The organism is Noviherbaspirillum sp. ST9 (assembly GCF_048799745.1).
Taxonomy (GTDB): domain Bacteria; phylum Pseudomonadota; class Gammaproteobacteria; order Burkholderiales; family Burkholderiaceae_D; genus Noviherbaspirillum.
The window spans coordinates 80476-102306 of the sequence record NZ_JBLWFR010000006.1; the positions used below are offsets into that span (position 1 = coordinate 80476).

The following is a 21831-nucleotide window of genomic DNA, read 5'->3' on the forward strand; positions in this document are numbered from 1 at the left end:
TTGTCGTATTTGCTTGACAGCCGATAACCCGGGGAGGGGCGTCTTTACTTCTCCGCGAAGCAGTACAGAAGCCCGGCGCCGCCCGTGCTGACCAGTCCTTCCGGATGGCAGCCGCGTGTCGGATGCGATGAATTCCAGGACGTCGCCCATGGGGTCTCGATCGGACCCGCGCGGTCGAAGTGCCCTGTCATGGCCGAGCCGTCGGTTCCGCCCTTGGTCCAGTTGCCGCAGGTCATATCCGGAAATGGCGCGCCAGGAAACGCGGTGCCGTCGGGACGCGAGCCGGTGAGGATGTCATGCATGTTCGGCTTCTCGGTGCGGCCGTTCACCATCTGCCCCTTCTCGTCAACAGCGGTTTCCTTCGACAGCTTGCTGTCGGGCGAATGCAGCTCGTCGACGTTGCGGGCGATCAGGGCGCCCTTGGCGTTGTGCCATGGCCCGGGACCGATGCGGTCGCGTGCATTGACGAACTTCGGATCGGTCAGTGAAGAAGCCTGGGTGCTGAGGTAGGCGCGCCAGGTGCGGTTGCCCGCGCCGGCAGACGAGGCCAGCGTCTGGCAATGCTTGTCCGCGCCTTCCAGTCCGCCGAGGTCGCCGCCCTTGCCAGGCCCGGCGCTCGTTACAAAAAACGTCATGGGGCCGCCTTGCGACCCCATCCCGGCGCACCCGCCCAGCGCCAATACACAGCCCGCAACCAGCGCACTCCATTTCATCAAGCCATTCATCGCGATCTCCTTATGGATTGTTCTTGACCCACAAACAGCTGCCCGTCGTGCGGTAGGGAGAACGGTCTCGTCGCACCGCCCGATTCCGATACGGTACGCCATTTCAGGATTTCGCGTATTGGCCGCGCTAGAGGCTATGTGAATGCGTCGGATCGAGTTCGAGCAGGACGGCGGCAGGTGCGAGGTCGCCAAGCGCGCAATACGGCAGCGAGGCGCGCGACGGCTGCGGCGCAAGGCTTGCCCTTGGTGTCACGCTGATATTCGACTGCGGCGACGCGGCGTGCGTCGGATCGAGTTCGTACAGGTGGATGATGCGGCCTTCGACGGCGGGCCAGGCAAACAGCATGTCTGCAAAGTCGTGTTCTTGATACGGCATATCAGTCTTTCATGAAGATTCCTGCCGGTGCAGCGGTCGCGTCGCGTCGTGCGCCATGCACCCGGACACCAGCTTACTCCTTTGAAGCTTCCCGCGTGCAACAGTTCCCTTGAGAAAGACAAAGTTCGAAAGTGTGCCAACGCTGAATCTTTTTGCAATAAACATATCGAATGAACAGCACGCGCGTTGCGTGTACAGGCAATTCCACATGATTCGATGAGGAGTGAAAGCGATGGCAGACGAGAACAAAGACAGCACCAAGCCGATTTCGAGCGGAGTGGCTCCAGGACCGAACGAGCACCGCCGTGATGAAAGTGCACTGACAACAGGCAGTCCCTACGCCACGGGTTCGGCCACGGCCGCCTCGTCGGCGACAGCGGGCAGCGCGACGCCAGGCGTCGGCACAACGTCCGGATCGACGCGCGATCGCCTGAGGGAAAGCACCGCGGACATGGCGTCGACCGCGAAGAGTTATGCGGGGGACATGGCGAGCCGCGCCAAGGACAAGGGCCGGACCATGTTCGAGCAGCAGAAGGAGTCCGCGCTCGGCCAGGTCGGCAGCGTTGCCCAGGCAATCCGCAGCACCGCCACCAACCTGCAGGGCGAAGGCCAGGACCAGACGGCGCGCTATGTGCAGATGATCGCCGACCAGCTGGAAAACATCGGCGGCCGCTTGCGCGACAAGGACCTCGACACGCTGTTCCAGGATGCGCAAAACCTCGCCCGCCGCTCTCCCGGCACCTTCATTGCTGGCAGCGTCGTCGCCGGCTTCCTGCTGGCGCGCTTCTTCAAGAGCTCGTCGGACCGCCAGATGGCGTATGGCAGCTATGCGAATGAGCAGCGCGGCGTCATTTCCGCCGGCGAGGCAGGACCCTATACCGGGACCGCCACAACGGCATCGCGCACTGTCGGCGCCGATGGCACGCCGGGCAACGGTGCGACGGCATCCGGGATGAACGCCACGAACCTCGGGGGGAGCCGACTATGATGATCGACAAGACGGACAAGTCCCTGGGCGAGTTGTTCACTGACCTCACGCGCGACATGGTCGACTTGGTGCGTCAGGAAATTGCCCTGGCACGCGCCGAGATGTCGACCAAGATGGCGGATATCCAGACCGCGCTGATCTCGGTTGCCGTCGGCGCGGCCATTCTCCTTGCCGGCCTGTTCATCCTTCTGCTGGCGGTCGTGCGCGGGGTGGAGATGATTCTCCCTCCCGAGGTCGCGCCCTGGCTTGCGCCGCTGATCGTTGGCCTCGCGGTCGCCGGCGGCGGCTACGTGCTGCTCAAGGGCGGCACCGCCAAGCTCTCCGCGGATAAATTCGTGCCGCACAAGACCATCGAATCGCTCAAGCGCGACAAGCTCGCCGCACAGGAGAAGCTCTGATGAAAGATACCGACAACCGCAGCCCGGAAGAGATCGAGAGCGACATCGCGCGCACGCGCGCCGACTTCAGTTCGACGATCGACGCCATCCAGCACAAACTGTCACCGAGCGAGATGATGGACAACGCCGTCGACTACGCTCTGTCAACTACGCCAGGAGCCTTCAGCATGAACCTCGTCAATTCGGTACGTGACAATCCCATCCCCGTTGCACTGATCGGCATCGGTATCGCGTGGCTGTTCGCCGCCGACCGCCGCCGCGTCGAGTATGAACCCGTTTCGCGCTATCCGCGCTCCCTGCGCCGCCCGATCCGCTCGGGGTATGAGGGCATGGACGAGGAGGACTATTATGCAGCGCGCGATTACGGCACCGGCGATACCGACGAAGGCCTGGTGCAGCGCATGGCATCGAAGACCAGCGATGCCGCGCAGGGCATCAAGGAGTCAGCCAGCAACGTCGGACAGAAGATCAGCGACACCGCTTCCTCCGTGACGGACCGCGTCCAGCAGGCAGGCCAGAGCGCGCGCGCACGGCTGCACGAAACCGCCGACAGCGCGCAGGCGCGCATGAGCGAAATGGGACGGCGCTCGCAGATGCAGATGGAACGCGCCAAGGATCGCTTCGGCCAGATGATGGACGAGCAGCCGCTCGTCCTCGGCGCGCTCGGCCTCGCCGTTGGCGCCGCACTCGGCGCAGCCCTCCCCGCCACGCGGCGCGAGAACGAAATGATGGGCAATGTGCGCGATGACCTTCTGGAACGCGCGAAGGATACCGCCCGCGAACAGGCCGACACTCTCAAGCAGTCCGCACAACGGATCGCGGATACGGCCAAGCACGAAGTCGAACGCGTTGCGGAAGAGGTATCGCAGCGCAAGGATCAGGGGACGTCTGCAGCACCCACGACCGGCACGGGCGCGCCGTACGGGGGCACCTCCGGGTCGTCAAGCATTCACTGAGCGACGTCAAGGACGGCCGGGATAGTCGATGAGGGAGCAGGGCGCATGCCCTGCTCCCCTTCCCCGTTTTCCCCTTACAACACCAGGTCGCTGGCGCTCAGGTTATTCACCCCCGTGAGCTTGATCGCAAACTCCGCGGCAGAGTCCGCATCGACGCTGACGTAAAGCATCCCCGATGCAAACCTTACCTGGCCGGTCGCGTTCGTTGTGCTGAACGACTTGTTCCCGATAAAGGTAAAGGCTTCGTTGACGCCCGTCGTCATGACATTCGCATCGAGCATGGAGAGGTCCAGCTTATCCATACCGCGGACGAAATCGGTGATGACGTCGCATGTCACGCTTGTGGTTCCCGAATCAACGAGCGACTGGAAGACGAAGATGTCCGCACCGCCGCCGCCGGTAAGCGTGTCGATTCCCGCGCCACCGATCAACACGTTATTGGCATTGTTGCCAATCAGGCGATCGTCGAACTTCGAGCCTGTCAGGTTCTCAATACTCACCAGGGTGTCGGAACCGGACGCGCCCGTGGCCTGCGCGGAGGTGATCGCCAGGCTTACCGTCACGCCGCCAGTGGCAAGACTGTAGTCCGCCGTATCGTTTCCGGCGCCGCCGTCGAGCGTGTTGTTCCCAGCACCCGCTTGCAGCGTGTTGTTGAGTGCGTTGCCGGTAAGACTTGCACTGCCCGTGGCCAGAATGCGTCCGTTTTCGATATTGGCACCGAGCGTGTACGCGGCGAGGCTGGACAGGACGGTATCGCTGCCGCCGGTCGCCATGCTGGCATTCGTCTCGATGACAAGGTCGCCGATATCGTTGACGACGTAGACATCGGAGCCGTCGCCGCCGCGCATCGTGTCCGCGCCAAGTCCTCCGTCAAGCACGTTGTCTGCAGCGTTGCCGACAAGGGTGTTGTTCAGTGCGTTGCCGGTGCCATTGATTGCGCTTGTGCCGGACAGCGTCAGGTTTTCCAGGTTCGCGGACAGCGTATAACTGATGCTGCTCACGACCGTGTCGACGCCTTCGCCGGCATTCTCCACAATGCTATCGCTGCTGCTGTCAATGATGTAGGTGTCATTGCCGGCCCCACCCTGCAGCAGGTCCGCACCCAGTCCGCCGTCGAGAATATTCGCGTTCTCGTTGCCGACGATCGTATTGTCGAGTGCATTGCCGGTGCCGTTCAACGCGCCCGTCCCAACGAGCAACAGTTTTTCGACGTTCGCGCCAAGCGTCCAGGAGACCAGCGAGGAGACCGTATCGAAGCCTTCATCTGCCGCTTCCGTCACCGTATCCGCTGCTTGGTCGATGCTGTAGAAATCGTTGCCGGCACCGCCCGCCATGCTATCCGCACCGCTGCCGCCGTCGAGCGTGTCATCCCCTCCGTTGCCAATGAGGACATCGGCGCCGTCGCGGCCGAGCAGCAAAGAGACGGCGTCCGTGCCCGTCAGGATATCGTTGCCCGAGGTGCCCAGGAGCAAATCACTGAGCAGATAGGTGGCGCCATCGGCAAACCGGATTTGCTCCACGCGGAAGCGCGCGCTGTCGTGGAACCCCCCGCTGATGGTCAGGGTATCGGTCGTGCCCGCAATTCCCAACACCATGTTGTTATCGATCCGCGTGATCGTCAGGTCTTCCGGACGCAGGCCGGCTGCGACCTCGATGGTATCGGCCTCGGACGTCATGTAGTCGTCTTCGTAGATCGTGTCCTGGCCCGAACCGCGTCCAAACCGGTAGGTATCGCCGCCGTTGCCGCCGGCAAGGATGTCGTTGCCGGCGCCGCCATCGAGCGTATCCCTGCCGTCGTGACCATTGAGATTGTCCTGGCCGTCGCCGCCCAGCAGCGTGTCATTGCCGCCGTAGCCAATGAGGATGTCGTTGCCGCCGAGGCCTTCGATGACGTTGGCGTCACTGTTGCCGTACAGGGTGTCGGCCCCGGAGGTGCCAACGGGGGCGGATGCGGTATCGAGCAGCTTGCCGGCATCCCACACCGTGTTGTCGCTGAAGCGGAGCTGTTCGACGCGGAAGCGGCCGCTGTCCTGGAACCAGCCGCTGACGGTCAGGGTGTCCGTCGTGCCATTGATGCGCAGGATGAGATTGTTCGCGTCGCGCAGCAGCGTGATTTCCGAAGGCAAGGCGTCCACCTCGATGGTGTCGGCCTCCGACGTCGTGTAGTCGTCTTCGACGATCGTGTCCTGCCCCGAGCCGCGAGCAAACTTGTAGGTATCGCCGCTGTTGCCGCCGGCGAGCGTGTCATTGCCGGCGCCGCCATCGAGCGTATCCCTGCCGTCGTGGCCATTGAGGTTGTCATCGCCGTCGCCGCCCAGCAGCGTGTCATCACCGCCATAGCCGATCAGGACATCGTTGCCGCCCCGGCCGTCGATGAGGTCGGTGCCGTTGCTGCCGTACAGGGTGTCGCCCCCCGCCGTGCCGATCGTTACGGAGGCGGTATCAAGCAGCTTGCTGACGCCCCACAGCGTGTTGTCGCTGAAACGGAGCTGCTCCACGCGGAAGCGGCCGCTGTCATGGAACCATCCGGTGACGGTCAGCGTATCGGTCGTGCCATTGATGCGCAGGATGAGATTGTTTTCGTCGCGCACCAGTGTAATTTCCGAGGCCAAGGCGTCCACTTCGATGGTATCGGCCTCCGACGTCGTGTAGTCGTCTTCGGAGATCGTGTCCTGTCCCGAGCCGCGAGCGAATTTGTACGTATCGCCGCCGTTGCCGCCGGCAAGCGTGTCGTTGCCCGCGCCGCCGTCAAGCGTATCCCTGCCGTCGTGGCCATTGAGGTTGTCATCGCCGTCGCCACCCAGCAGCGTGTCGTCGCCGCCGTAGCCAATCAGGATGTCGTTGCCGCCCAAACCGCTGATGACGTTGGCTTCGCTGTTGCCGTACAAGGTTTCGGCTCCCGCAGTGCCAATCGAAGCGGAGGCGGTGTCGAGCAGTTTGCTGACGCCCCACAGCGTGTTGTCGCTGAAACGGAGCTGCTCCACGCGGAAGCGGCCGCTGTCATGGAACCATCCGGTGACGGTCAGCGTATCGGTCGTGCCATTGATGCGCAGGATGAGATTGTTGTCGTCGCGCAGCAGCGTGACTTCCGAGGGCAAGGCGTCCACCTCGATGGTATCGAGCTCGGACGTCGTGTAATCGTCTTCGGAGATCGTGTCCTGACCCGAGCCGCGAGCGAACTTGTAGGTATCGCCACCGTTACCGCCGGCAAGGGTGTCGTTACCAGCGCCGCCGTCAAGCGTATCCCTGCCGTCATGGCCGTTGAGGCTGTCGTCGCCGTCGCCGCCCAGCAGCGTGTCATCGCCACCATAGCCAATGAGGATGTCATTGCCACCCATGCCGTCGATGACATTGGCTTCGCTGTTGCCGTACAGGGTTTCGGCCCCTGTGGTGCCGATGGAAGCGGAAGCGGTGTCGAGCAACTTGCTGACGCCCCACAGCGTGTTGTCGCTGAAGCGGAGCTGTTCGACGCGGAAGCGACCGCTGTCATGGAACCATCCCGTGACGGTCAGCGTATCGTTCGTGCCATTGATGCGCAGGATGAGATTGTTGTCGTCGCGCAGCAGCGTGACTTCCGAGGGCAAGGCGTCCACCTCGATGGTATCGGCCTCCGACGTCGTGTAGTCGTCTTCGGAAATCGTGTCCTGACCCGAACCGCGAGCGAACTTGTAGGTATCGCCGCCATTACCGCCGGCAAGCGTGTCGTTGCCGGCGCCGCCATCGAGCGTATCCCTGCCGTCATGGCCGTTGAGGTTGTCTTCGCCGTCGCCTCCCAGCAGGGTGTCATTGCCGCCGTAGCCAATGAGGATGTCGTTGCCGCCCAAGCCCTCGATGACGTTCGCATCGTTATTGCCATACAGGGTATCGGCGCCTGCGGTGCCGATCGTTACGGAGGCGGTATCAAGCAGCTTGCTGGCATCCCACAGCGTGTTGTCGCTGAAGCGGAGCTGCTCCACGCGGAAGCGGCCGCTGTCATGGAACCATCCGGTGACGGTCAGGGTGTCGGTCGTGCCATTGATGCGCAGGATAAGATTGCTTTCGTCGCGCAGCAGCGTGACTTCCGTGGGCAAGGCGTCCACCTCGATGGTGTCAGTCTCGGATGTCATGTAGTCGTCTTCGGAGATCGTGTCCTGGCCGGAGCCACGGCCAAAGCGATACGTGTCGCCACCGTTGCCACCGGCAAGCGTGTCGTTGCCGGCACCGCCATCAAGCGTATCCCTGCCGTCATGCCCGTTGAGGTTGTCATCGCCGTCGCCGCCGAGAAGCGTGTCGTCGCCGCCATAACCAATGAGGATGTCGTTGCCACCCAAACCATTGATGACGTTGGCTTCGCTGTTGCCGTACAGGGTTTCGGCTCCCGCAGTGCCAATCGGGGCGGAAGCGGTGTCGAGCAATTTGCTGACGCCCCACAGCGTGTTGTCGCTGAAGCGGAGCTGCTCCACACGGAAGCGGCCGCTGTCGTGGAACCATCCAGTGACGGTCAGCGTATCGGTCGTGCCATTGATGCGCAGGATGAGATTGTTGTCGTCGCGCAGCAGCGTGACTTCCGAGGGCAAGGCGTCCACCTCGATGGTATCGAGCTCGGACGTCGTGTAATCGTCCTCGGAGATCGTGTCCTGACCCGAGCCGCGAGCAAACTTGTAGGTGTCACCGCCATTGCCACCGGCAAGCGTGTCGTTGCCGGCACCACCATCGAGCGTATCCCTGCCGTCATGTCCATTGAGGCTGTCGTCACCGTCGCCGCCCAGCAGCGTATCGTCGCCGCCATAACCGACGAGGATGTCATTGCCACCCAAACCGTTGATAACGTTGGCTTCGCTGTTGCCGTACAGGGTTTCGGCTCCTGCGGTGCCGATGGACGTGGAAGCGGTGTCGAGCAGTTTGCTGACGTCCCACAGCGTGTTGTCGCTGAAGCGGAGCTGCTCCACGCGGAAGCGACCGCTATCGTGAAACCATCCGGTCACGGTCAGGGAATCCGTCGTGCCGTTGATGCGCAGGATGAGATTGTTGTCATCGCGCAGCAGCGTGACTTCCGAGGGCAAGGCGGCCACTTCGATGGTGTCAATCTCGGACGTCGTGTAGTCGTCTTCGAAAATCGTGTCCTGGCCCGAGCCGCGGGAGAACTTGTAGATATCACCGCCGTTGCCGCCATTGAGCGTGTCGTTGCCGGCGCCGCCATCAAGCGTATCCCTGCCGTCGTGGCCATTCAGGCTGTCGTTGCCATCGTCCCCAAACAGCGAGTCATCCCCCGCATCGCCTGCAAGAACATCGTCGAGGTTCGTCCCGATCAAGACGTCGTTGCCACTGCTTCCAGTTATCCAGGCCATTCAATACTTCCTTTCTTGCGTTTTTGTTTTTGAAAGTCAGGCCGATCAAGGCCTTATAGGTACGGCGAGTGTCGACCGTCCACCCGATGAGGAGGACGTCCGTCGTAATGCGATAGGGGAAATCCGATACCCCGGCAGGACGCTAGCCCGGCCGAGTCGTGCACAGTGGCGGAGCCGTCGCGCCGCGCGTGTTCATCCGCTGTTCGGCGACCTTGTTTTTCATGATTGATTTCATTGGGAACGTCGTCATCGCGCGTCGGGCAGTCATGTGCAGTGCTGCCAGGTATTGAGTCGCGCCGCTGATTAGACTCGCATTGTTCGATACGGCCGGCAACGATCCCTTTTGGATTCCTTATCCGCAGTCAAGGCAGGGATGCGGTTCATTTCCGCACGTCAATAATTGATGCGGCAGGCAGTGTTATCCCAGTGGTGCAAGCAGCAGGCGCAGATCGTCCGCATCGAATTTGCGCGCCAGCGCTTCATCGCTCCCGAGCACGCCATCGACGAGCGATGCCTTGCGTTGCTGCAGCTCCAGGATGCGTTCTTCGATACTCCCCTCGACCACCAGCTTGTAGACAAACACGTTCTGCGTCTGTCCTATGCGGTGCGATCGGGCGATCGCCTGCTCTTCCACCGCGGGGTTCCACCACGGGTCCACCTGGATGACCGTATCGGCTGCGGTGAGATTGAGTCCCACGCCGCCAGCCTTCAGGCTGATGAGCAGGATGGGGACTTGCCTGTCCTGGAAGCGGGCGATGAGGGCGCTCCGTTCCGAAGGCGGGGTCTTGCCGGTCAGCGCCAGCGACGGCAATGGCATGGCCTGCAGTTCCAGCGCAATCAGGTCCAGCATTTCCGTGAATTGCGAGAACACCAGGATGCGCCGACCTTCCGCAACCAGCGCCGGAAGCATGTCGCGCAACATGGCGATCTTTGCGCGCTCCATCTTTTCCGGGTGCGCGACGCCCTTGACGAGATACGGATCGCAGCAGACCTGCCGCAGCTTCAGCAGGGCGTCGAGGATCGTCATCTGCGCACCGGCGAAGCCCTTGCGCTGCAGGACGCGGCGCACCTGTTCGTCGGCGGCAACGCGCACGCTTTCGTACAGGTCGCGCTGGGCGCCCTGCAGTTGCACGCGCTTGATCACGTCGGACCGTGGCGGCAGTTCAGCGGCCACGTCATCCTTGCGGCGCCGCAGGATGAAAGGCCGCACACGCTGGGCGAGCAATCGGGCACGCAGCGTTTCGCCATTGACTTCGATGGGCCTGCGCCATTGCCGCATGAAACTGCGCGCATCGCCGAGGAAGCCGGGCATCAGGAAATCGAATTGCGTCCAGAGTTCGCCAAGGTGGTTTTCGAGCGGCGTGCCGGTGATGCATAGACGGTGCCGCGCCTGGATGCGACGCACTGCATGCGCACCCCGGCTCGCCGCATTCTTGACTGTTTGCGCCTCGTCGAGGATCAGCATATGGAACGGCTGGGACGACAGCGCGGACAGGTCGCGCCACAGCAGCGGATAGGTGGTCAGCACGACGTCATGCCCGGCCATCCGGTGAAAGTCTTCCGCGCGAGCCGCACCTTGCAGGGTGAGCACGCGAAGCGCGGGAGCGATGCGCTTCGCTTCTGCCTGCCAGTTGAACAGCAATGAGGTGGGCAGCACGACCAGCGCCGGACGATCGAGCCGGCCCGACTGCTTTTCGATCAGCAGATGCGCGAGCGCCTGCGCGGTCTTGCCGAGCCCCATGTCGTCGGCGAGGATGCCGGCGAGATGATGCTCGCGCAGGTATTGCAGCCAGGCGACGCCGTGCAGCTGATACGGACGCAGCGTGATGCCGAGGCCGGCAGGCGCTTCGACCGCTTGCGGCGCGCCGGACTTCGCCAGCTTCTGTGCTAGTGCGCGCAATCCCGCTTCGCCTTGCAGTTGCCATGTGCCGTGAGACCCGGCGCGTTCGGCCTGCGTTTCCAGCAGGCTCGCGCACATCGCATCGAAGCGGGCCGCATCCCACGATGACAGCAGCAGCGGGCCCTCGGAGCGCTTCGTATCGGTCAGCAGGTCCAGCATGCCGGAGACGATCGCCTTGATGGGTCCCGCCATGGCATCGATGCGCTTGCCGCCGGGCGCGCGCAGGCGCACCAGTTCGTGGTCGCCGATTGCCGCAACCTGCTGCGCATCGAGCCAGCGCGCGTCGCGCTGCAGCAGGTTGGCCAGCAGCGGCACGACGTCCATCATCTGGCCCTCGATCTCGATGCCCAGCGTCAGCATCCAGGAACCTTCATGCGCTGTGCGGTCAAGGGGCATGAGGGCAGGCGTGCGTCCGCGCAGGCGCGAAGCGACTTCCTTGCCCGTCACCTCGCCGGTGACGGGATGGACGATCAGATGCCAGGCTTCGACGGGCACGCTCTCGTGGGCAAAGCCGGGACGCACCACCACGGACCATCCTTCCGCCTGCAGCGCCGGCAATTCATCGGCCCAGAAGTCGCCGAAATGGTCCTCCTGCACCAGCGTCCACAGCGGGCCGCGCAAGGTACACGCATCGTCGCTGCGCCATTGCAGCGCTTCCAGCGGCAGGGGATGCAGGCCGAGTTCCCAGACGCGGTCGAGCGCGTCGGCTTCCGCATCGAGGTCGCGCAGGAGCACGCGCTGGCCTTGCGCATCTTCAAGGAAATGGGCGGACGCGGGACGGCGGTTCAGGAGGCCGGACGGCGCGGGGATTTCCCAGCGCATGCCATTCTCCGCGCTGTAGAGCCAGTCGATCTGTGCCACGGTGACGCTGGCGCCGCGCGGGCCAAAAGGGCCGGAAGGCCGCATGCCCAGCAGGCCATCGCCGCGCGTCAAGGTTTGCAGCGTCAGGCGAGGACGGAACCGTCCGACAAGCCGGGAGGCATCGATCATTTCGGCGTGAAGTGCGCCTTGATGCTGCCGAGTTCCCCGAAGCGGATTTCAACCTCTTCGTCGACCGGCACCTCGAAACTGCCGGCATACGACCCGGTAATCACCGCCTGTCCTGCCTGCAGTCCCCTTCCCTTGCTGCGCAGGAATTCGGCAAGCCAGTACAGCGGCGCGCGCGGATCGGTGTTCGGGTGCTTGCCCTCAAGGTTAAGTCCGCGCCCTTCTTCCCGGTGCACGTCGATCGTCATCGCGCCGGGGGTGACGTCGACGCGCGGGCCGATCAGCATGCCCTGGTTGAGGAGGCCATCCGCGAGGTGATCGGTCATGCTGGCCGCACCCGGATCGGCATAGCGGCTGCCGATCAGTTCGAGCGCGAGGTGGACGCTTGCGATGGCGGCGTCGACCTCGGCAGGTGTATACGGCCGATCGCGCGGCGGCAGTTCATGGCCAAGGACGAAGGCAAGTTCCGGTTCGACACGCACCTGGCCTGCCGCCGCCCATACGGGACAGGGACTGGCATGATGGATCGTGCCGGCGGGGACAGGCGCCATGACGACCGGATTCTCGGGGGAGAGGCCGCATTTCCAGCCGCCGATGCGATCGCCAAGCTCGTCGATGACGAGAGACTGGATGGCAACGGCGTCGTCGATATCCGCTGGGCGTAGCGATGCGGGCAGAAGTGCGCCCGGTTCGCCGAGCCGGCGCCGTGATGCGAGGAGCGAGGCTGCTTGCGCGACTTTGGAAGGAGACATAATCGGAACCTATTCACCGGCCGAACGCCGGAACAAGGCGGGAATGGCAAACCTGCCCGGCAGGCGCGCCTTCAGCCGCAAGGCGGGATGCTCGACCAGGTGCCACGACAGGAAGGCACAGGCGAGCGTGACGACAGAGGCGATCACCAGTCCCGCCATGAAGGGGAAGTCCTTGCTTGCCATCCACACCACTGTCTGCTGCACCGGAAACGCATAGATATACACCCCGTAGGACACATCGCCAAACCTGCCGAAGCGGTTCAGCACCGGCGTGGACCGCGTGCCGATGAACACGACGAGCGCCGGAATCATGCACAGCAACGCAACATGCTGCGCCCCGAGCAGATGAAAAGCGAGCGATGCCGCGCCGGCCGCCACGAGCAGCCGCACGGGTTGCACTTCCCACATGCGCCGGTACAGGTCGAGGCACGCCCCGGCGAAGAAATAGAGCGCGAAGTGGACCTGGTAGTTCTTCGGATCGAAGGCAAAGCCGAAAAAGTAAATCGCACAGGCAAGCGTTCCCAGCGCCACCGTCCACCGCCGTGCCATGAGTCCGACGACGCCGGCCGCCAGCAGCGCGAAGTAGCAGCGTACCTCCAGCGGAATCGTCCACAAGGAGCCATTGACGGCGCGCGGGTGCGGGTTGGCGTCGAACACGCCGGGCAACACGTAGCGGATGGTCGTGACCTTCAGGTTGCGCAGGAAGTCGCGCAGGTCGGGATGCGCAAAATAGGTCTGCGCATCGAGCGTGGACACCAGCGGCCCGAGGACGAAAGCCGCGGCCACGGTGACTGCCGCCAGTCCCGGCCAGATGCGCAGGAAGCGCTTGAGCAGGAAGCGCAGCGCGTGCGGATCATGCCGCCAGCTCTGCGACACCAGGAAGCCACTGACCGAGAAAAAGATCAGCACCGCGAAGGTGCCGAGGCTCATGTTGAAGACCGCGGGTTCCGGCAGGCCATTCAGCGCGAACTGGTGGCTCACCAGGACGAGGAACGCCGCGACGATACGCAAGAAATCGAAATTGTTCTGCCTGGAGAGATCGCCGTGGTTCATGTCGCCTGCCGCTTGCTTTTGCAATCGCAACGGCGACTGCCCGAGATGCCGCAATTCTACCCGAGGCACCGGGGCTGGCCTCGCCAATGAAAAAGGGCGGACATCCCTGTCCGCCCTTCCTCGTCCCTTCCGCGACGCTCAGTCCGCGTAGTTGTTTTCGGCATGGAAGCCGAACATCATCTGCAGCGGGTTGTGCTCGTTCACGGGGGCAGCCGGATCGCCGTCGACCTCGATCAGCTGGTTGCAAAAGCGGGTCACACGCTTCTTCGTGCCTTCGAAAATGTCGTGGTACTCGGCCCAGCCCCAGATGTAGAAGAACTTCCGGCCTTCCTTGACCGCGGCGAGGTCTTCGCTGCTGAGGGTGCCCGACACGGCTTCAACCATGCTGCGCGGCCCGGCAATGGTGGGGATCAGGTCCTCCTGCGACTCGGGGAAGTCGTAGCCGGCCGGCAGCGGCGCATCCAGCAGGCGGTAGGAGGTGTTGATCGACAGGCCACGCGTCGGCGTGTTGCCGCTGTTGGCCCAGATCGGGTGGATGGTCCAGTGGAATTGGCCGGTGGCCGGATCCTGGTGCAGGTAGGTCTTGATCTCGCGGATGAACATGAAGGCGCGCTGCCCGGAGATCAGGGCGTCTTCCGCCACGCGGGCGCTCTTCTCGGCGACAGTGGCGCTTTTTTCCGCGACGGCGGCACTGTCCTTTGCCGCCGACACCGCGTCGCGCATGCGACGGGCAAGGTCGCGGCCGAGCAGCACCAGCAGGCCGGCGAACACGGCGAGCAGGACATCCGTCACCTTGACGTCATAGAAGAAGGAATGAATCCAGTCCGGCGAGGCAGACGCCTCCGACGGCGGATTTGCCACCTCTGCACGGACGACGGGTGTCGCCGGTGCGACAGGCGCCTCTGCGGCCGCAGCCGGCTTTTCCTCCGCCGGCGTGCTTGTCGCGGCTTGTTCCTGCGCAACAGGCGCCTGCTGCATTTCCTGTTGCACGTCCGGCTTTTTCGGTTCCTCTGCCAAGGCTTGCTGGCCGATACCGAATGCGAGCATGAGCGCGGCGAAAAAATGTCTGACTTGCATGGTCTGTCCTCCCGATTGGATTGCGTACCCCGCGCATGCGCGCGAGTGAAAGGACGTTAGTCCAGGGAAACTTGACGGAGTTCAACACTTTCGAAGGCAAACTTCACGCAGCCGGGGAACGGCGTGTTTCCATCTGTATCATTACGTCTTCGGACCATCGTCCCGCACAACAAGAAAAGGAAAGCCATGAATCTCGAAAAGGTCGTCTTCGCGTTCTTCATTGTCTTCGCTGCAACGCTCAATTTCGGCTTCTTCGTCGGCGACATCGAGCGTGCCGAGCTGCATAACGTGTACGAGCTCTTCGCCGCGATCGTCGTCAACATGATCGCCACCGTGCTCAAGTTCGGCGACCGCACCCAGATCGGCGCGGTGCACCTGTCGACCAGCCTGGTGGCCGACATCCAGCTGATCGCCGCCGCCGTCACCTGGGCCGTTGCCGTGCATGTCACCGGCACCGGCATGACGCCGGAAATCACGGCAAGCGTAGTGTCGCTGTCGGGCGGCGCGCTGCTGGCCAATATCATCTCGGTCGTCATCCTCATCGTCGAAACGGTGATGATGCGTCGATGAACAGCGTTTTCTTCCTGGTGCTGCGGCGCATGCGCGCGCCGCTGATCGCGCTGATCGTGTTCTACGCGATCGCGATCCTGGGCCTGACGCTGGTGCCCGGGGTGAATGCCGACGGCACGCCTGCTCCGCCGCTGAGTTTCTTCCACGCGTTCTATTTCATCAGCTACACCGCGACCACCATCGGCTTCGGCGAAATCCCCCAGGCATTCTCGGATGCGCAGCGGCTGTGGGTGACGGTGTGCATCTACATCACCGTCATCGGCTGGACCTACTCGGTGCTGACCCTGCTGTCGCTCCTGCAGGACAAGTCCTTCCAGCACACGCTGGTCGCCTCGCGTTTCGCGCGCCGCGTGTCGCGCATCCAGACGCCCTTCTACCTCGTCTGCGGCTGCGGCGAGACCGGCGGACTGATCTGCCGCGCGCTGGACCTGATGGGCTTCGACTTCGTGATCCTCGACAAGGATGCGCAGCGCATCGAGGAACTGGACCTGGAAGACTTCAAGACCAACGATCCGGCGCTGGCCGCGGATGCGCGCCTGTCGGTCAACCTGCTGATGGCCGGCGTGCGGCACGCGAAATGCCGGGGCGTGCTGGCGGTCACCAACGACGACGAATGCAACCTCGCCATCGCCATCAACGTGCGCCTGCTCAATCCGGAGATTGCCGTGCTCACGCGCGTGCGCAGCCCGGCGGTGGCCGAGAACATGCGGTCCTTCGGCACGCACCATATCGTCAATGCCTACGAGCGCTTCGCCGAATACCTCGCGCTCGCCGTCTCCGCGCCGGAAGCCTTCCGCCTGATCGAGATCCTCACCGGTCTGCCGGGTTCGCCGCTGCCGGCCGTCCACCGTCCGCCGCGCGGCAAGTGGATCGTTTGCGGCTTCGGCCACTTCGGGCAGGCGGTGTCGCGTTTCATGTCCTTGCCCGGCATCGAACTCACCGTCGTCGACCCCGATGCCACCGGTCCCGAGAACGGGCGCCTCGTCGCTGGCTCGGCCACCGAAGCCGGCGTGCTGCACGAGGCCGGCGTGATGGAAGCGGCCGGCATCGTCGCGGGCAGCAACAACGACGTCGCCAACCTTTCCATCGCAATGATGGCCAAGCAGCTCAACTCGAACCTGTACGTGGTTGCACGCCAGAACCAGGCAGCCAACGACCTGCTGTTTGAAACCTTCCGCGCCGACTTCAGCATGGTGCACACGCGGGTGGTGGCGCAGGAATGCATTTCCATTCTGACGACCCCCCTGCTGGCGCGCTTCCTGGTCGCGGTGCGAAAGGCAAAGCAAAGTTGGAGCAAAACACTGGCCATGCACCTGGAAGCCGTTTGCGAGGGGCTGGTGCCGCAGGTCTGGGACGTCCGCATCGCGCCAGCGACTTCACCGGCCGTGTGCAAGGCACTGCAAGGCAAGCGGAACATTACCATCGGCGACCTCATGCGGGACAACGCCGACCGCGACGCGGCATTGCAGGGCGTGGTCCTGATGGTCGAGCGGGCGGGACAGGCGTTCCTGCTGCCGAACGACGAATTCATGCTGCAGGAGGACGATGCGATGCTCCTCGCCGGCAAGCGCGAGGTGCGTTCGGTGCTGGACCTGACGCTGAAGAACGCGAATGCACTGGATTACGTCCTCACCGGGCGCGACCAGCGCGGCGGATGGGTATGGCGCGCGTTGTTCGGAAAAAAGGAAGCTAGGGAACAATGACGAGGCGGTTGCGTCCGTTGCGGTAGAAGTACGCGACCTGCGACGGCAACTCCCGGATCAGCATCAGGCCGACGCCGCCCACGCGCTGTTCCTCGACGGTCCGCACCGCGCCGCCGTCGGGCAGCGCAGCCGACAGCGGATCGAAGGCGGGCGCTTCATCCTCGTACCACAGTGCGCTGTCTTCAATGCCGATCCAGATCGAGTGGGCACTGTCGCCGCCATGGCCGTGCAGGACACTGTTGCGGAACAGCTCCTCCAGCACGAGGTCGCAGCGCGACACGCGCTCTTGAGGTATACCGGCCAGGCGCAATGCCGCGTGCGCAAATTCCACGGCCGCAGGCAATGCATCGAGGCGCGCGTCGAAGCGCGCGACTGCGCCCTCGCTGTATTCAAGGAAACTATTTCCCGTCGGCTCCATAGTGGCATATTATCCTTCAAGGAGAAGAAGGAGAAGAAAGATGCCGCACAGCAAGAAAATAGCCGCATCATGGCTCTTGGCGAGCCTCGCCGCCATCCCGCTTCAAACCCTTGCAGAGGACCTGCCGGCAGGCATGGTCAAGCGCACCAAGGGAACTGCACACGTCGAGCGCGACGGCCGCAAGACAGCGGCGCAGCCCGGAGACAAACTGTTCAGCAAGGACCGCATCATTACCGCCGCCGACGGCAGCGTGGGCATCACGCTGCGCGACGACACCATGCTCTCCGTCGGTCCCAACAGCACGATGTCGCTGGACAAGTTCGCTTTCGATTCCACCACCCATCAAGGCACCCTGCAGGCGACCGTCAAGCGCGGCACGCTCGGCGTGATTTCTGGAAAGCTGTCGAAGCAATCGCCGAACGCGGTGCAATTCAATACCCCCAGCGCAATCCTCGGCGTACGCGGTACCGAGTTCGTCATCGACGCCGGCGAAGGAGGCGAATGACATGGGCGTCATCCTTGCCTTGCTGGCGTTCGGCGCCATGATCATCGCGCAGTCGGTGCCGCCGGAACGCGTCATCCTCCTGCCCAACCAGGACGGCACGCCGAGCGCCGTGGTGGTCAAAACGGCGAAGGGCGAAACCGTGATCGACACGCCCTACCAGATGGCCGGCATTGGCGGCGGCGGCGCTGTTTCCGCGACGTCCGAGAAAGCGGATTCGGTCAGGGGACGCTACCGCGCGACACTCGCTGCGCTGCCGCCGGCGGCAGTCTCCTTCACGCTCTACTTCGAGACAGGCACCGATGTCCTCGTGCCTGATTCCGTGCCGCTGCTGGAGCGTATCAAGAACGAACTGGCGCAGCACGCCGCTCCCGAAATCATCGTCGTCGGACACACCGACCGCGTCGGCACGCTGGAATTCAACGACGCGCTGTCGATCAAGCGGGCCGAAGCGATGCGGCAGGTTCTCGTGGATACCGGCATCCCGCACGAACGCATTGTCATCGCCGGCCGTGGCGAGCGCGAACCGCTGGTCCCGACCGCCGACGAAGTCGACGAGCCGAAGAACCGCCGCGTCGAAATCCGGGTGCGCTAACCCTTCCACTGCAGGACCATCAGCGTCAGGTCATCCGATGCGTCGGCGCCGCCCACGTGGGCGCGCACGCTTTCCCGCACGGATTCCACAACAACGGAAGGTGTCACACAACCGCGCTGCGCCGTGGCGCGCAGCAGCTCGTCCAGCCGCTCGCTCCCATAGAGAACGCCCTCGGCATCCATCGCCTCGGTAATCCCATCCGTGGTCAGGCACAGGCATTCCCCCGGCTGCATGTGATAGCGCCGCACCGGATACGCGAAATCCTCGATCACGCAGAGCGGCGGGCCGTCGGCATTGGGCAAGTGCTCGATTCGTCCATCCGGAAGCAGCCGGCGCGGTGCGTCGTGCCCGGCATTGCACAGCGTCAGTTCGCCGGTATCCGCGTCGAGGATGCCGGCTACGCCGGTGACGAACAGCATCTCGGGATTTTCGCGGCCCAGCTCCTGGTTGGCGCGGTTGACGATGGCGGCCACGTCGTCCGCCGCGCGCAGCGCGATGCTCTTCGACAGTGCCTTCGCCACCACCATGAACAGGCTTGCCGGCAAGCCCTTGCCCGACACGTCGCCGATCAGGAAAAACAGGCGGCGCCTGTCGAGCATGAAGAAGTCGTAGAGGTCGCCGCTGACATCACGCGCCGGTTCCAGCAGCGCGTCGAGCGCGAAGCGGGTTTCGCCGGGAAAGGCGGTGGCAGCGGAGGGCAGCGTCGCCATCTGGATGCGCCGCGCGGCATCGAGTTCGCCCGCCACCCGCGCCGCCGACTCGCGCGCCACCTGCAGTGCGCGCTCGCTTTGCTGGCGCTCGCGCACTTCCGCCAGCAGCATGCTGCCAAAGAGGCTGAAGAACAGCATCGCCAGTCCGCAAAACAGCGTGACGGCATCGAACAGCAGCCCTGCCGCGGAAAACAGCAAAGCACTCCCGCTGAACAGGGCGAGCGAGATTCCAACGGCAGGCAGTGGGGCCAATCGCGGACCCAGCTTGGGCACCGACCAGATCAGGAGCAGTCCGAAGCCGAGCAGCACCATCAGTTCCACCCATGGCATCCACACCGGACGCTGCAGGAAGCGCCCATCGAAGAAGCTTTCGATGAGCTGCGCATGCACGTCCACGCCCGGCAGGAAATCACCGCGTGCATTGGTCTTGTAATCCATCAGGCCGAGGCCGGTCAGCGCGACGATCACGACTTTATCCTGCAAGGCGGCGGGATCGAGGTTGCCGCGCATGAGGTCGAAGGCGGACAGATAGCGTCCGGGCGCAGGGCGCGAGAAATGCACCCATACCGCACCATTCGGCTGGACCGGCACGTTCAGGTCGCCCACGCCGACGCTGTCGATGCCATGACCGTCGAGCACGACTTCCACCGCCGACGTGCCGGTCGCGACACGCAGCAACTCCAGTGAAAGCGCCGGCAACAACGCATCGCCAATGGCGCCTACCATCGGCACGCGCCGTACGACGCCCTTTTCCAGGTCGGCCGACAACAAAGCCTGCCCCTTGGCCGACGCCTGCAGTGCCGGCAGGCTGGCCAGTGCTTGCGGAAAGCGCCGCACATGCGAAAGCGCATCGCCGCCTTGCGCATGCACCGGCCACAGGCGCAGCGCCCCGGTCGTGCCCGCTGCAGGCACATCGAAGCCGGCGGCCCCGAGTACCACCGGCGCGCGCTGGAGTGCGGTGCCGAGAATGTCGTCATGCGCCGGCAATGTCTTGAGAGAGGCTTTGAGCGTCGCGTGTTCCTGCCCGAGCGTGGCGGCAACGGCTTCCGGTGAACTGGTGTCGTGTTCGGGCATGATGATATCCAGCCCGATGGCTAGCGGCTGCTGTGCCGCGATGCGGTCGATCAGGGCGGCGAGCCGGGTGCGCGGCCAGGGCCATTGGCCGAATTCCTTGAGCGACGCTTCGTCAATGGCGATGATCTGCACCGGCCCCGACAGGCGTTCGCGCGGCATCAGGACTTGCCACGCATCGAACAGCGCGAGGCGCATCGCGGGCAGCGGCCCATTCGGCAACAGGATCAGCAGCAGGGCCATCAGCACGAGCAGCGCCAGGCCGAAGGGCCGGCCCTGCCGCGCACGCAGCCGGAGCAGCGTGCTGGAGATCAGGTCCGGCAGCATGGACGCCGCCCGTCAGAGGTCGATTTCCATGCCATCGTAGGCCGACACGATGTCGAGCGGCGCCTCGCCCGTGATTTCCGCGTAGCGCCGGGTTTCCGCCAGCACCCGGGCGATGCGGGCGTCGTCGTAGATCGGTTCGTGATGAAAGAGGCAGAGCTTGCGCACCCCGGCTGCCTGGCACAGGTCGACGCCGACCACGTTGCTCGAATGTCCCCAGTCGGCCTTGACCGAAATCGAATCGGCCAGCGAGTACATGGCATCGAAGATCACCAGGTCGGCATCGCGGAAGAAGCGGACGAAACTCTCGCGCTCTTCCGGCCGGTCGAGCTTGTGTTCGGAATCGGTGCTGTAGATCAGCGAGCGCCCCTCGTGCTCGAGCCGGTAGCCGTAGGAGTCGCCATGGTGCAGCTGCAGCTTGGCCGTCACGCGCAGGCCGTTGATCGTGATCGGTTCACCAGGCTCCATGATCCTGAATTCGATAGTCGCGCCGAGCTGGGAAAACGACACCGGAAAGCTGATCGGCTCCTGCTGGCGGCGGAAGGCTGTTTCCAGCTCCTTGTGGCAGCCGTAAATGATGATGCGGTTGCCGGGAATGTACGCCGGCGTGAAGAAGGGAAAACCCATGATGTGGTCCCAGTGCAGGTGGGACATGAACACATGGTAGGTCTGCGGTGCGCCTGCGCCGTAGCGTGCCATCATGGCGTTGCCAAAGGGCCGCACGCCGCTGCCCAGGTCGAGGATCACATGCTCCTTGCTGGCGGCTGGATCCCAGACTTCCACTTCCACGCAACTGGAATTGCCGCCGAACGTGCCGCGGACATCGAAGCCGAGCTCATGGTCGACGTAATGCGCGATCTTGTCGGCGTTGTCGAGGTTGCGTCCGATCGCGCCTTCCAGCGCTGCGACCAGCTTGGCGCGGACCTGTCGGCTGTTGAGCGCCACCGGCAGCGAGCCGCGCGCGCCCCAGATGCGTACTTTCATGACGCGCCTCCCTCGGAGGAAAGCGCCGCCAGTGCGGCATCGAGGCTGGGTTGGATGTCGAACAGCAGGTCGAAACGGCTGATCTGGAACACTTCCCGCACCAGCGGCGTGAGTTCGGTCAGGATCATGCGCCCACCCTGGGCCTTGACCTGCTTGGCGGCGATCATGAGGGCGCGCAGGCCAATGCTGCTGATGAAGGTGACGCCGGAGAAATCGAGGATCAGTGCCTTGCCGCCGCGAGTGCAGGCACTCACTTTTGGTTCAAGCCCACGCTGGAAGGATTCGGCATGGGTATGATCGATGCGCCCCTCTGGGCTGAGGATGACGGCGTTGCCTTCCTCGCGGGTGTGGAGTTCCATAATCTGGCCTGCGTTGATGATGCGCTCGGCCAGGACAAATCGCGACAAACTTGTCC

18 protein-coding genes are annotated in these 21831 nt (G+C 63.8%); 7 read left to right on the plus strand and 11 right to left on the minus strand.

Features of this window, described 5'->3' with window-relative positions; all coding sequences use genetic code 11:
• Nucleotides 1-44: 44 nt before the first annotated feature.
• Together ACNOHI_RS14805 and ACNOHI_RS14810 are read right to left on the minus strand one after the other, a co-directional pair.
• Entirely contained in the window at nt 45-725 is a 681-nt protein-coding gene (locus ACNOHI_RS14805) for a hypothetical protein (protein ID WP_420475447.1), read from the minus strand.
• 127 nt (nt 726-852) lie between these two features.
• Nucleotides 853-1101, minus strand: a complete 249-nt coding sequence (locus ACNOHI_RS14810) for a hypothetical protein (protein WP_420475448.1) — start codon at nt 1099-1101, stop codon at nt 853-855.
• 232 nt (nt 1102-1333) lie between these two features.
• On the opposite strand from ACNOHI_RS14810, the gene ACNOHI_RS14815 reads away from it, so the two are divergent.
• The 3 genes from ACNOHI_RS14815 to ACNOHI_RS14825 are packed head-to-tail and all read left to right on the plus strand — an operon-like array spanning nt 1334 to nt 3443.
• Nucleotides 1334-2089 carry a hypothetical protein gene (locus ACNOHI_RS14815; RefSeq protein WP_420475449.1) on the plus strand — a complete coding sequence of 252 codons (756 nt, stop codon included), beginning with the start codon at nt 1334-1336 and terminating at the stop codon, nt 2087-2089.
• Complete coding sequence (locus ACNOHI_RS14820) at nt 2086-2487, plus strand: phage holin family protein (RefSeq protein ID WP_420475450.1); 402 nt, start codon at nt 2086-2088, stop codon at nt 2485-2487. Before ACNOHI_RS14815 ends, ACNOHI_RS14820 begins: the two co-directional genes overlap by 4 nt.
• The gene (locus ACNOHI_RS14825) at nt 2487-3443 is read left to right on the plus strand and encodes a DUF3618 domain-containing protein (RefSeq protein WP_420475451.1); all 957 of its coding nucleotides are present in this window, start codon (nt 2487-2489) and stop codon (nt 3441-3443) included. Before ACNOHI_RS14820 ends, ACNOHI_RS14825 begins: the two co-directional genes overlap by 1 nt.
• A gap of 74 nt (nt 3444-3517) precedes the next feature.
• On the opposite strand, the gene ACNOHI_RS14830 is transcribed toward ACNOHI_RS14825, so the two are convergent.
• From ACNOHI_RS14830 to ACNOHI_RS14850, 5 genes are all read right to left on the minus strand, one after another.
• The gene (locus ACNOHI_RS14830) at nt 3518-8770 is read right to left on the minus strand and encodes a calcium-binding protein (protein ID WP_420475452.1); all 5253 of its coding nucleotides are present in this window, start codon (nt 8768-8770) and stop codon (nt 3518-3520) included.
• A gap of 418 nt (nt 8771-9188) precedes the next feature.
• Complete coding sequence (locus ACNOHI_RS14835; protein WP_420475453.1) at nt 9189-11660, minus strand: DEAD/DEAH box helicase; 2472 nt, start codon at nt 11658-11660, stop codon at nt 9189-9191.
• Complete coding sequence (locus ACNOHI_RS14840) at nt 11657-12409, minus strand: 2-keto-4-pentenoate hydratase (RefSeq protein WP_420475454.1); 753 nt, start codon at nt 12407-12409, stop codon at nt 11657-11659. Before ACNOHI_RS14840 ends, ACNOHI_RS14835 begins: the two co-directional genes overlap by 4 nt.
• A gap of 9 nt (nt 12410-12418) precedes the next feature.
• On the minus strand, nt 12419-13462 hold the full coding sequence (locus ACNOHI_RS14845) for an acyltransferase family protein (RefSeq protein WP_420475455.1): 1044 nt from the start codon (nt 13460-13462) through the stop codon (nt 12419-12421).
• A 138-nt stretch (nt 13463-13600) separates the two neighbouring features.
• Nucleotides 13601-14539: a hypothetical protein gene (locus ACNOHI_RS14850; protein WP_420475456.1), complete on the minus strand. Its 939-nt coding sequence runs from the start codon at nt 14537-14539 to the stop codon at nt 13601-13603.
• Between the two features lie 186 nt (nt 14540-14725).
• Between ACNOHI_RS14850 and ACNOHI_RS14855 the strand changes: the two genes are divergently transcribed.
• Both ACNOHI_RS14855 and ACNOHI_RS14860 read left to right on the plus strand, forming a co-directional pair.
• Nucleotides 14726-15109: a DUF6394 family protein gene (locus ACNOHI_RS14855; protein ID WP_420475457.1), complete on the plus strand. Its 384-nt coding sequence runs from the start codon at nt 14726-14728 to the stop codon at nt 15107-15109.
• Nucleotides 15106-16812, plus strand: coding sequence for a potassium channel family protein (locus ACNOHI_RS14860; RefSeq protein WP_420475458.1), 1707 nt, complete (start codon nt 15106-15108; stop codon nt 16810-16812). Before ACNOHI_RS14855 ends, ACNOHI_RS14860 begins: the two co-directional genes overlap by 4 nt.
• Here ACNOHI_RS14860 and ACNOHI_RS14865 read toward each other — a convergent pair.
• Complete coding sequence (locus ACNOHI_RS14865; protein ID WP_420475459.1) at nt 16799-17230, minus strand: ATP-binding protein; 432 nt, start codon at nt 17228-17230, stop codon at nt 16799-16801. The two genes, ACNOHI_RS14860 and ACNOHI_RS14865, sit on opposite strands and share 14 nt — an antisense overlap.
• Nucleotides 17231-17270: 40 nt before the next feature.
• Here ACNOHI_RS14865 and ACNOHI_RS14870 point away from each other — a divergent pair, with 40 nt between their 5' ends.
• Complete coding sequence (locus ACNOHI_RS14870; RefSeq protein ID WP_420475460.1) at nt 17271-17735, plus strand: FecR family protein; 465 nt, start codon at nt 17271-17273, stop codon at nt 17733-17735.
• Nucleotide 17736: 1 nt separating this feature from the next.
• Nucleotides 17737-18327, plus strand: coding sequence for an OmpA family protein (locus ACNOHI_RS14875; protein ID WP_420475461.1), 591 nt, complete (start codon nt 17737-17739; stop codon nt 18325-18327).
• Here the strand turns inward: ACNOHI_RS14875 and ACNOHI_RS14880 are convergent.
• From ACNOHI_RS14880 to ACNOHI_RS14890, 3 genes are read right to left on the minus strand one after another with little or no spacing between them, the layout of a single operon-like run.
• Nucleotides 18324-20435: a CHASE2 domain-containing protein gene (locus ACNOHI_RS14880; RefSeq protein WP_420475462.1), complete on the minus strand. Its 2112-nt coding sequence runs from the start codon at nt 20433-20435 to the stop codon at nt 18324-18326. The two genes, ACNOHI_RS14875 and ACNOHI_RS14880, sit on opposite strands and share 4 nt — an antisense overlap.
• Before the next feature lie 12 nt (nt 20436-20447).
• On the minus strand, nt 20448-21416 hold the full coding sequence (locus tag ACNOHI_RS14885; protein WP_420475463.1) for an MBL fold metallo-hydrolase: 969 nt from the start codon (nt 21414-21416) through the stop codon (nt 20448-20450).
• On the minus strand, nt 21413-21823 hold the full coding sequence (locus tag ACNOHI_RS14890; protein ID WP_420475464.1) for an STAS domain-containing protein: 411 nt from the start codon (nt 21821-21823) through the stop codon (nt 21413-21415). Before ACNOHI_RS14890 ends, ACNOHI_RS14885 begins: the two co-directional genes overlap by 4 nt.
• Nucleotides 21824-21831: the final 8 nt, after the last annotated feature.

Excerpts from the sequence above, each read along its gene's own strand:
- ACNOHI_RS14805 (WP_420475447.1), bottom strand. The coding sequence starts at position 725 with ATGAATGGCTTGATGAAATGGAGTGCGCTGGTTGCGGGCTGTGTATTG.
- ACNOHI_RS14810 (WP_420475448.1), bottom strand. The coding sequence starts at position 1,101 with ATGCCGTATCAAGAACACGACTTTGCAGACATGCTGTTTGCCTGGCCC.
- ACNOHI_RS14815 (WP_420475449.1), top strand. The coding sequence starts at position 1,334 with ATGGCAGACGAGAACAAAGACAGCACCAAGCCGATTTCGAGCGGAGTG.
- ACNOHI_RS14820 (WP_420475450.1), top strand. The coding sequence starts at position 2,086 with ATGATGATCGACAAGACGGACAAGTCCCTGGGCGAGTTGTTCACTGAC.
- ACNOHI_RS14825 (WP_420475451.1), top strand. The coding sequence starts at position 2,487 with ATGAAAGATACCGACAACCGCAGCCCGGAAGAGATCGAGAGCGACATC.
- ACNOHI_RS14830 (WP_420475452.1), bottom strand. The coding sequence starts at position 8,770 with ATGGCCTGGATAACTGGAAGCAGTGGCAACGACGTCTTGATCGGGACG.
- ACNOHI_RS14835 (WP_420475453.1), bottom strand. The coding sequence starts at position 11,660 with ATGATCGATGCCTCCCGGCTTGTCGGACGGTTCCGTCCTCGCCTGACG.
- ACNOHI_RS14840 (WP_420475454.1), bottom strand. The coding sequence starts at position 12,409 with ATGTCTCCTTCCAAAGTCGCGCAAGCAGCCTCGCTCCTCGCATCACGG.
- ACNOHI_RS14845 (WP_420475455.1), bottom strand. The coding sequence starts at position 13,462 with ATGAACCACGGCGATCTCTCCAGGCAGAACAATTTCGATTTCTTGCGT.
- ACNOHI_RS14850 (WP_420475456.1), bottom strand. The coding sequence starts at position 14,539 with ATGCAAGTCAGACATTTTTTCGCCGCGCTCATGCTCGCATTCGGTATC.
- ACNOHI_RS14855 (WP_420475457.1), top strand. The coding sequence starts at position 14,726 with ATGAATCTCGAAAAGGTCGTCTTCGCGTTCTTCATTGTCTTCGCTGCA.
- ACNOHI_RS14860 (WP_420475458.1), top strand. The coding sequence starts at position 15,106 with ATGAACAGCGTTTTCTTCCTGGTGCTGCGGCGCATGCGCGCGCCGCTG.
- ACNOHI_RS14865 (WP_420475459.1), bottom strand. The coding sequence starts at position 17,230 with ATGGAGCCGACGGGAAATAGTTTCCTTGAATACAGCGAGGGCGCAGTC.
- ACNOHI_RS14870 (WP_420475460.1), top strand. The coding sequence starts at position 17,271 with ATGCCGCACAGCAAGAAAATAGCCGCATCATGGCTCTTGGCGAGCCTC.
- ACNOHI_RS14875 (WP_420475461.1), top strand. The coding sequence starts at position 17,737 with ATGGGCGTCATCCTTGCCTTGCTGGCGTTCGGCGCCATGATCATCGCG.
- ACNOHI_RS14880 (WP_420475462.1), bottom strand. The coding sequence starts at position 20,435 with ATGCTGCCGGACCTGATCTCCAGCACGCTGCTCCGGCTGCGTGCGCGG.
- ACNOHI_RS14885 (WP_420475463.1), bottom strand. The coding sequence starts at position 21,416 with ATGAAAGTACGCATCTGGGGCGCGCGCGGCTCGCTGCCGGTGGCGCTC.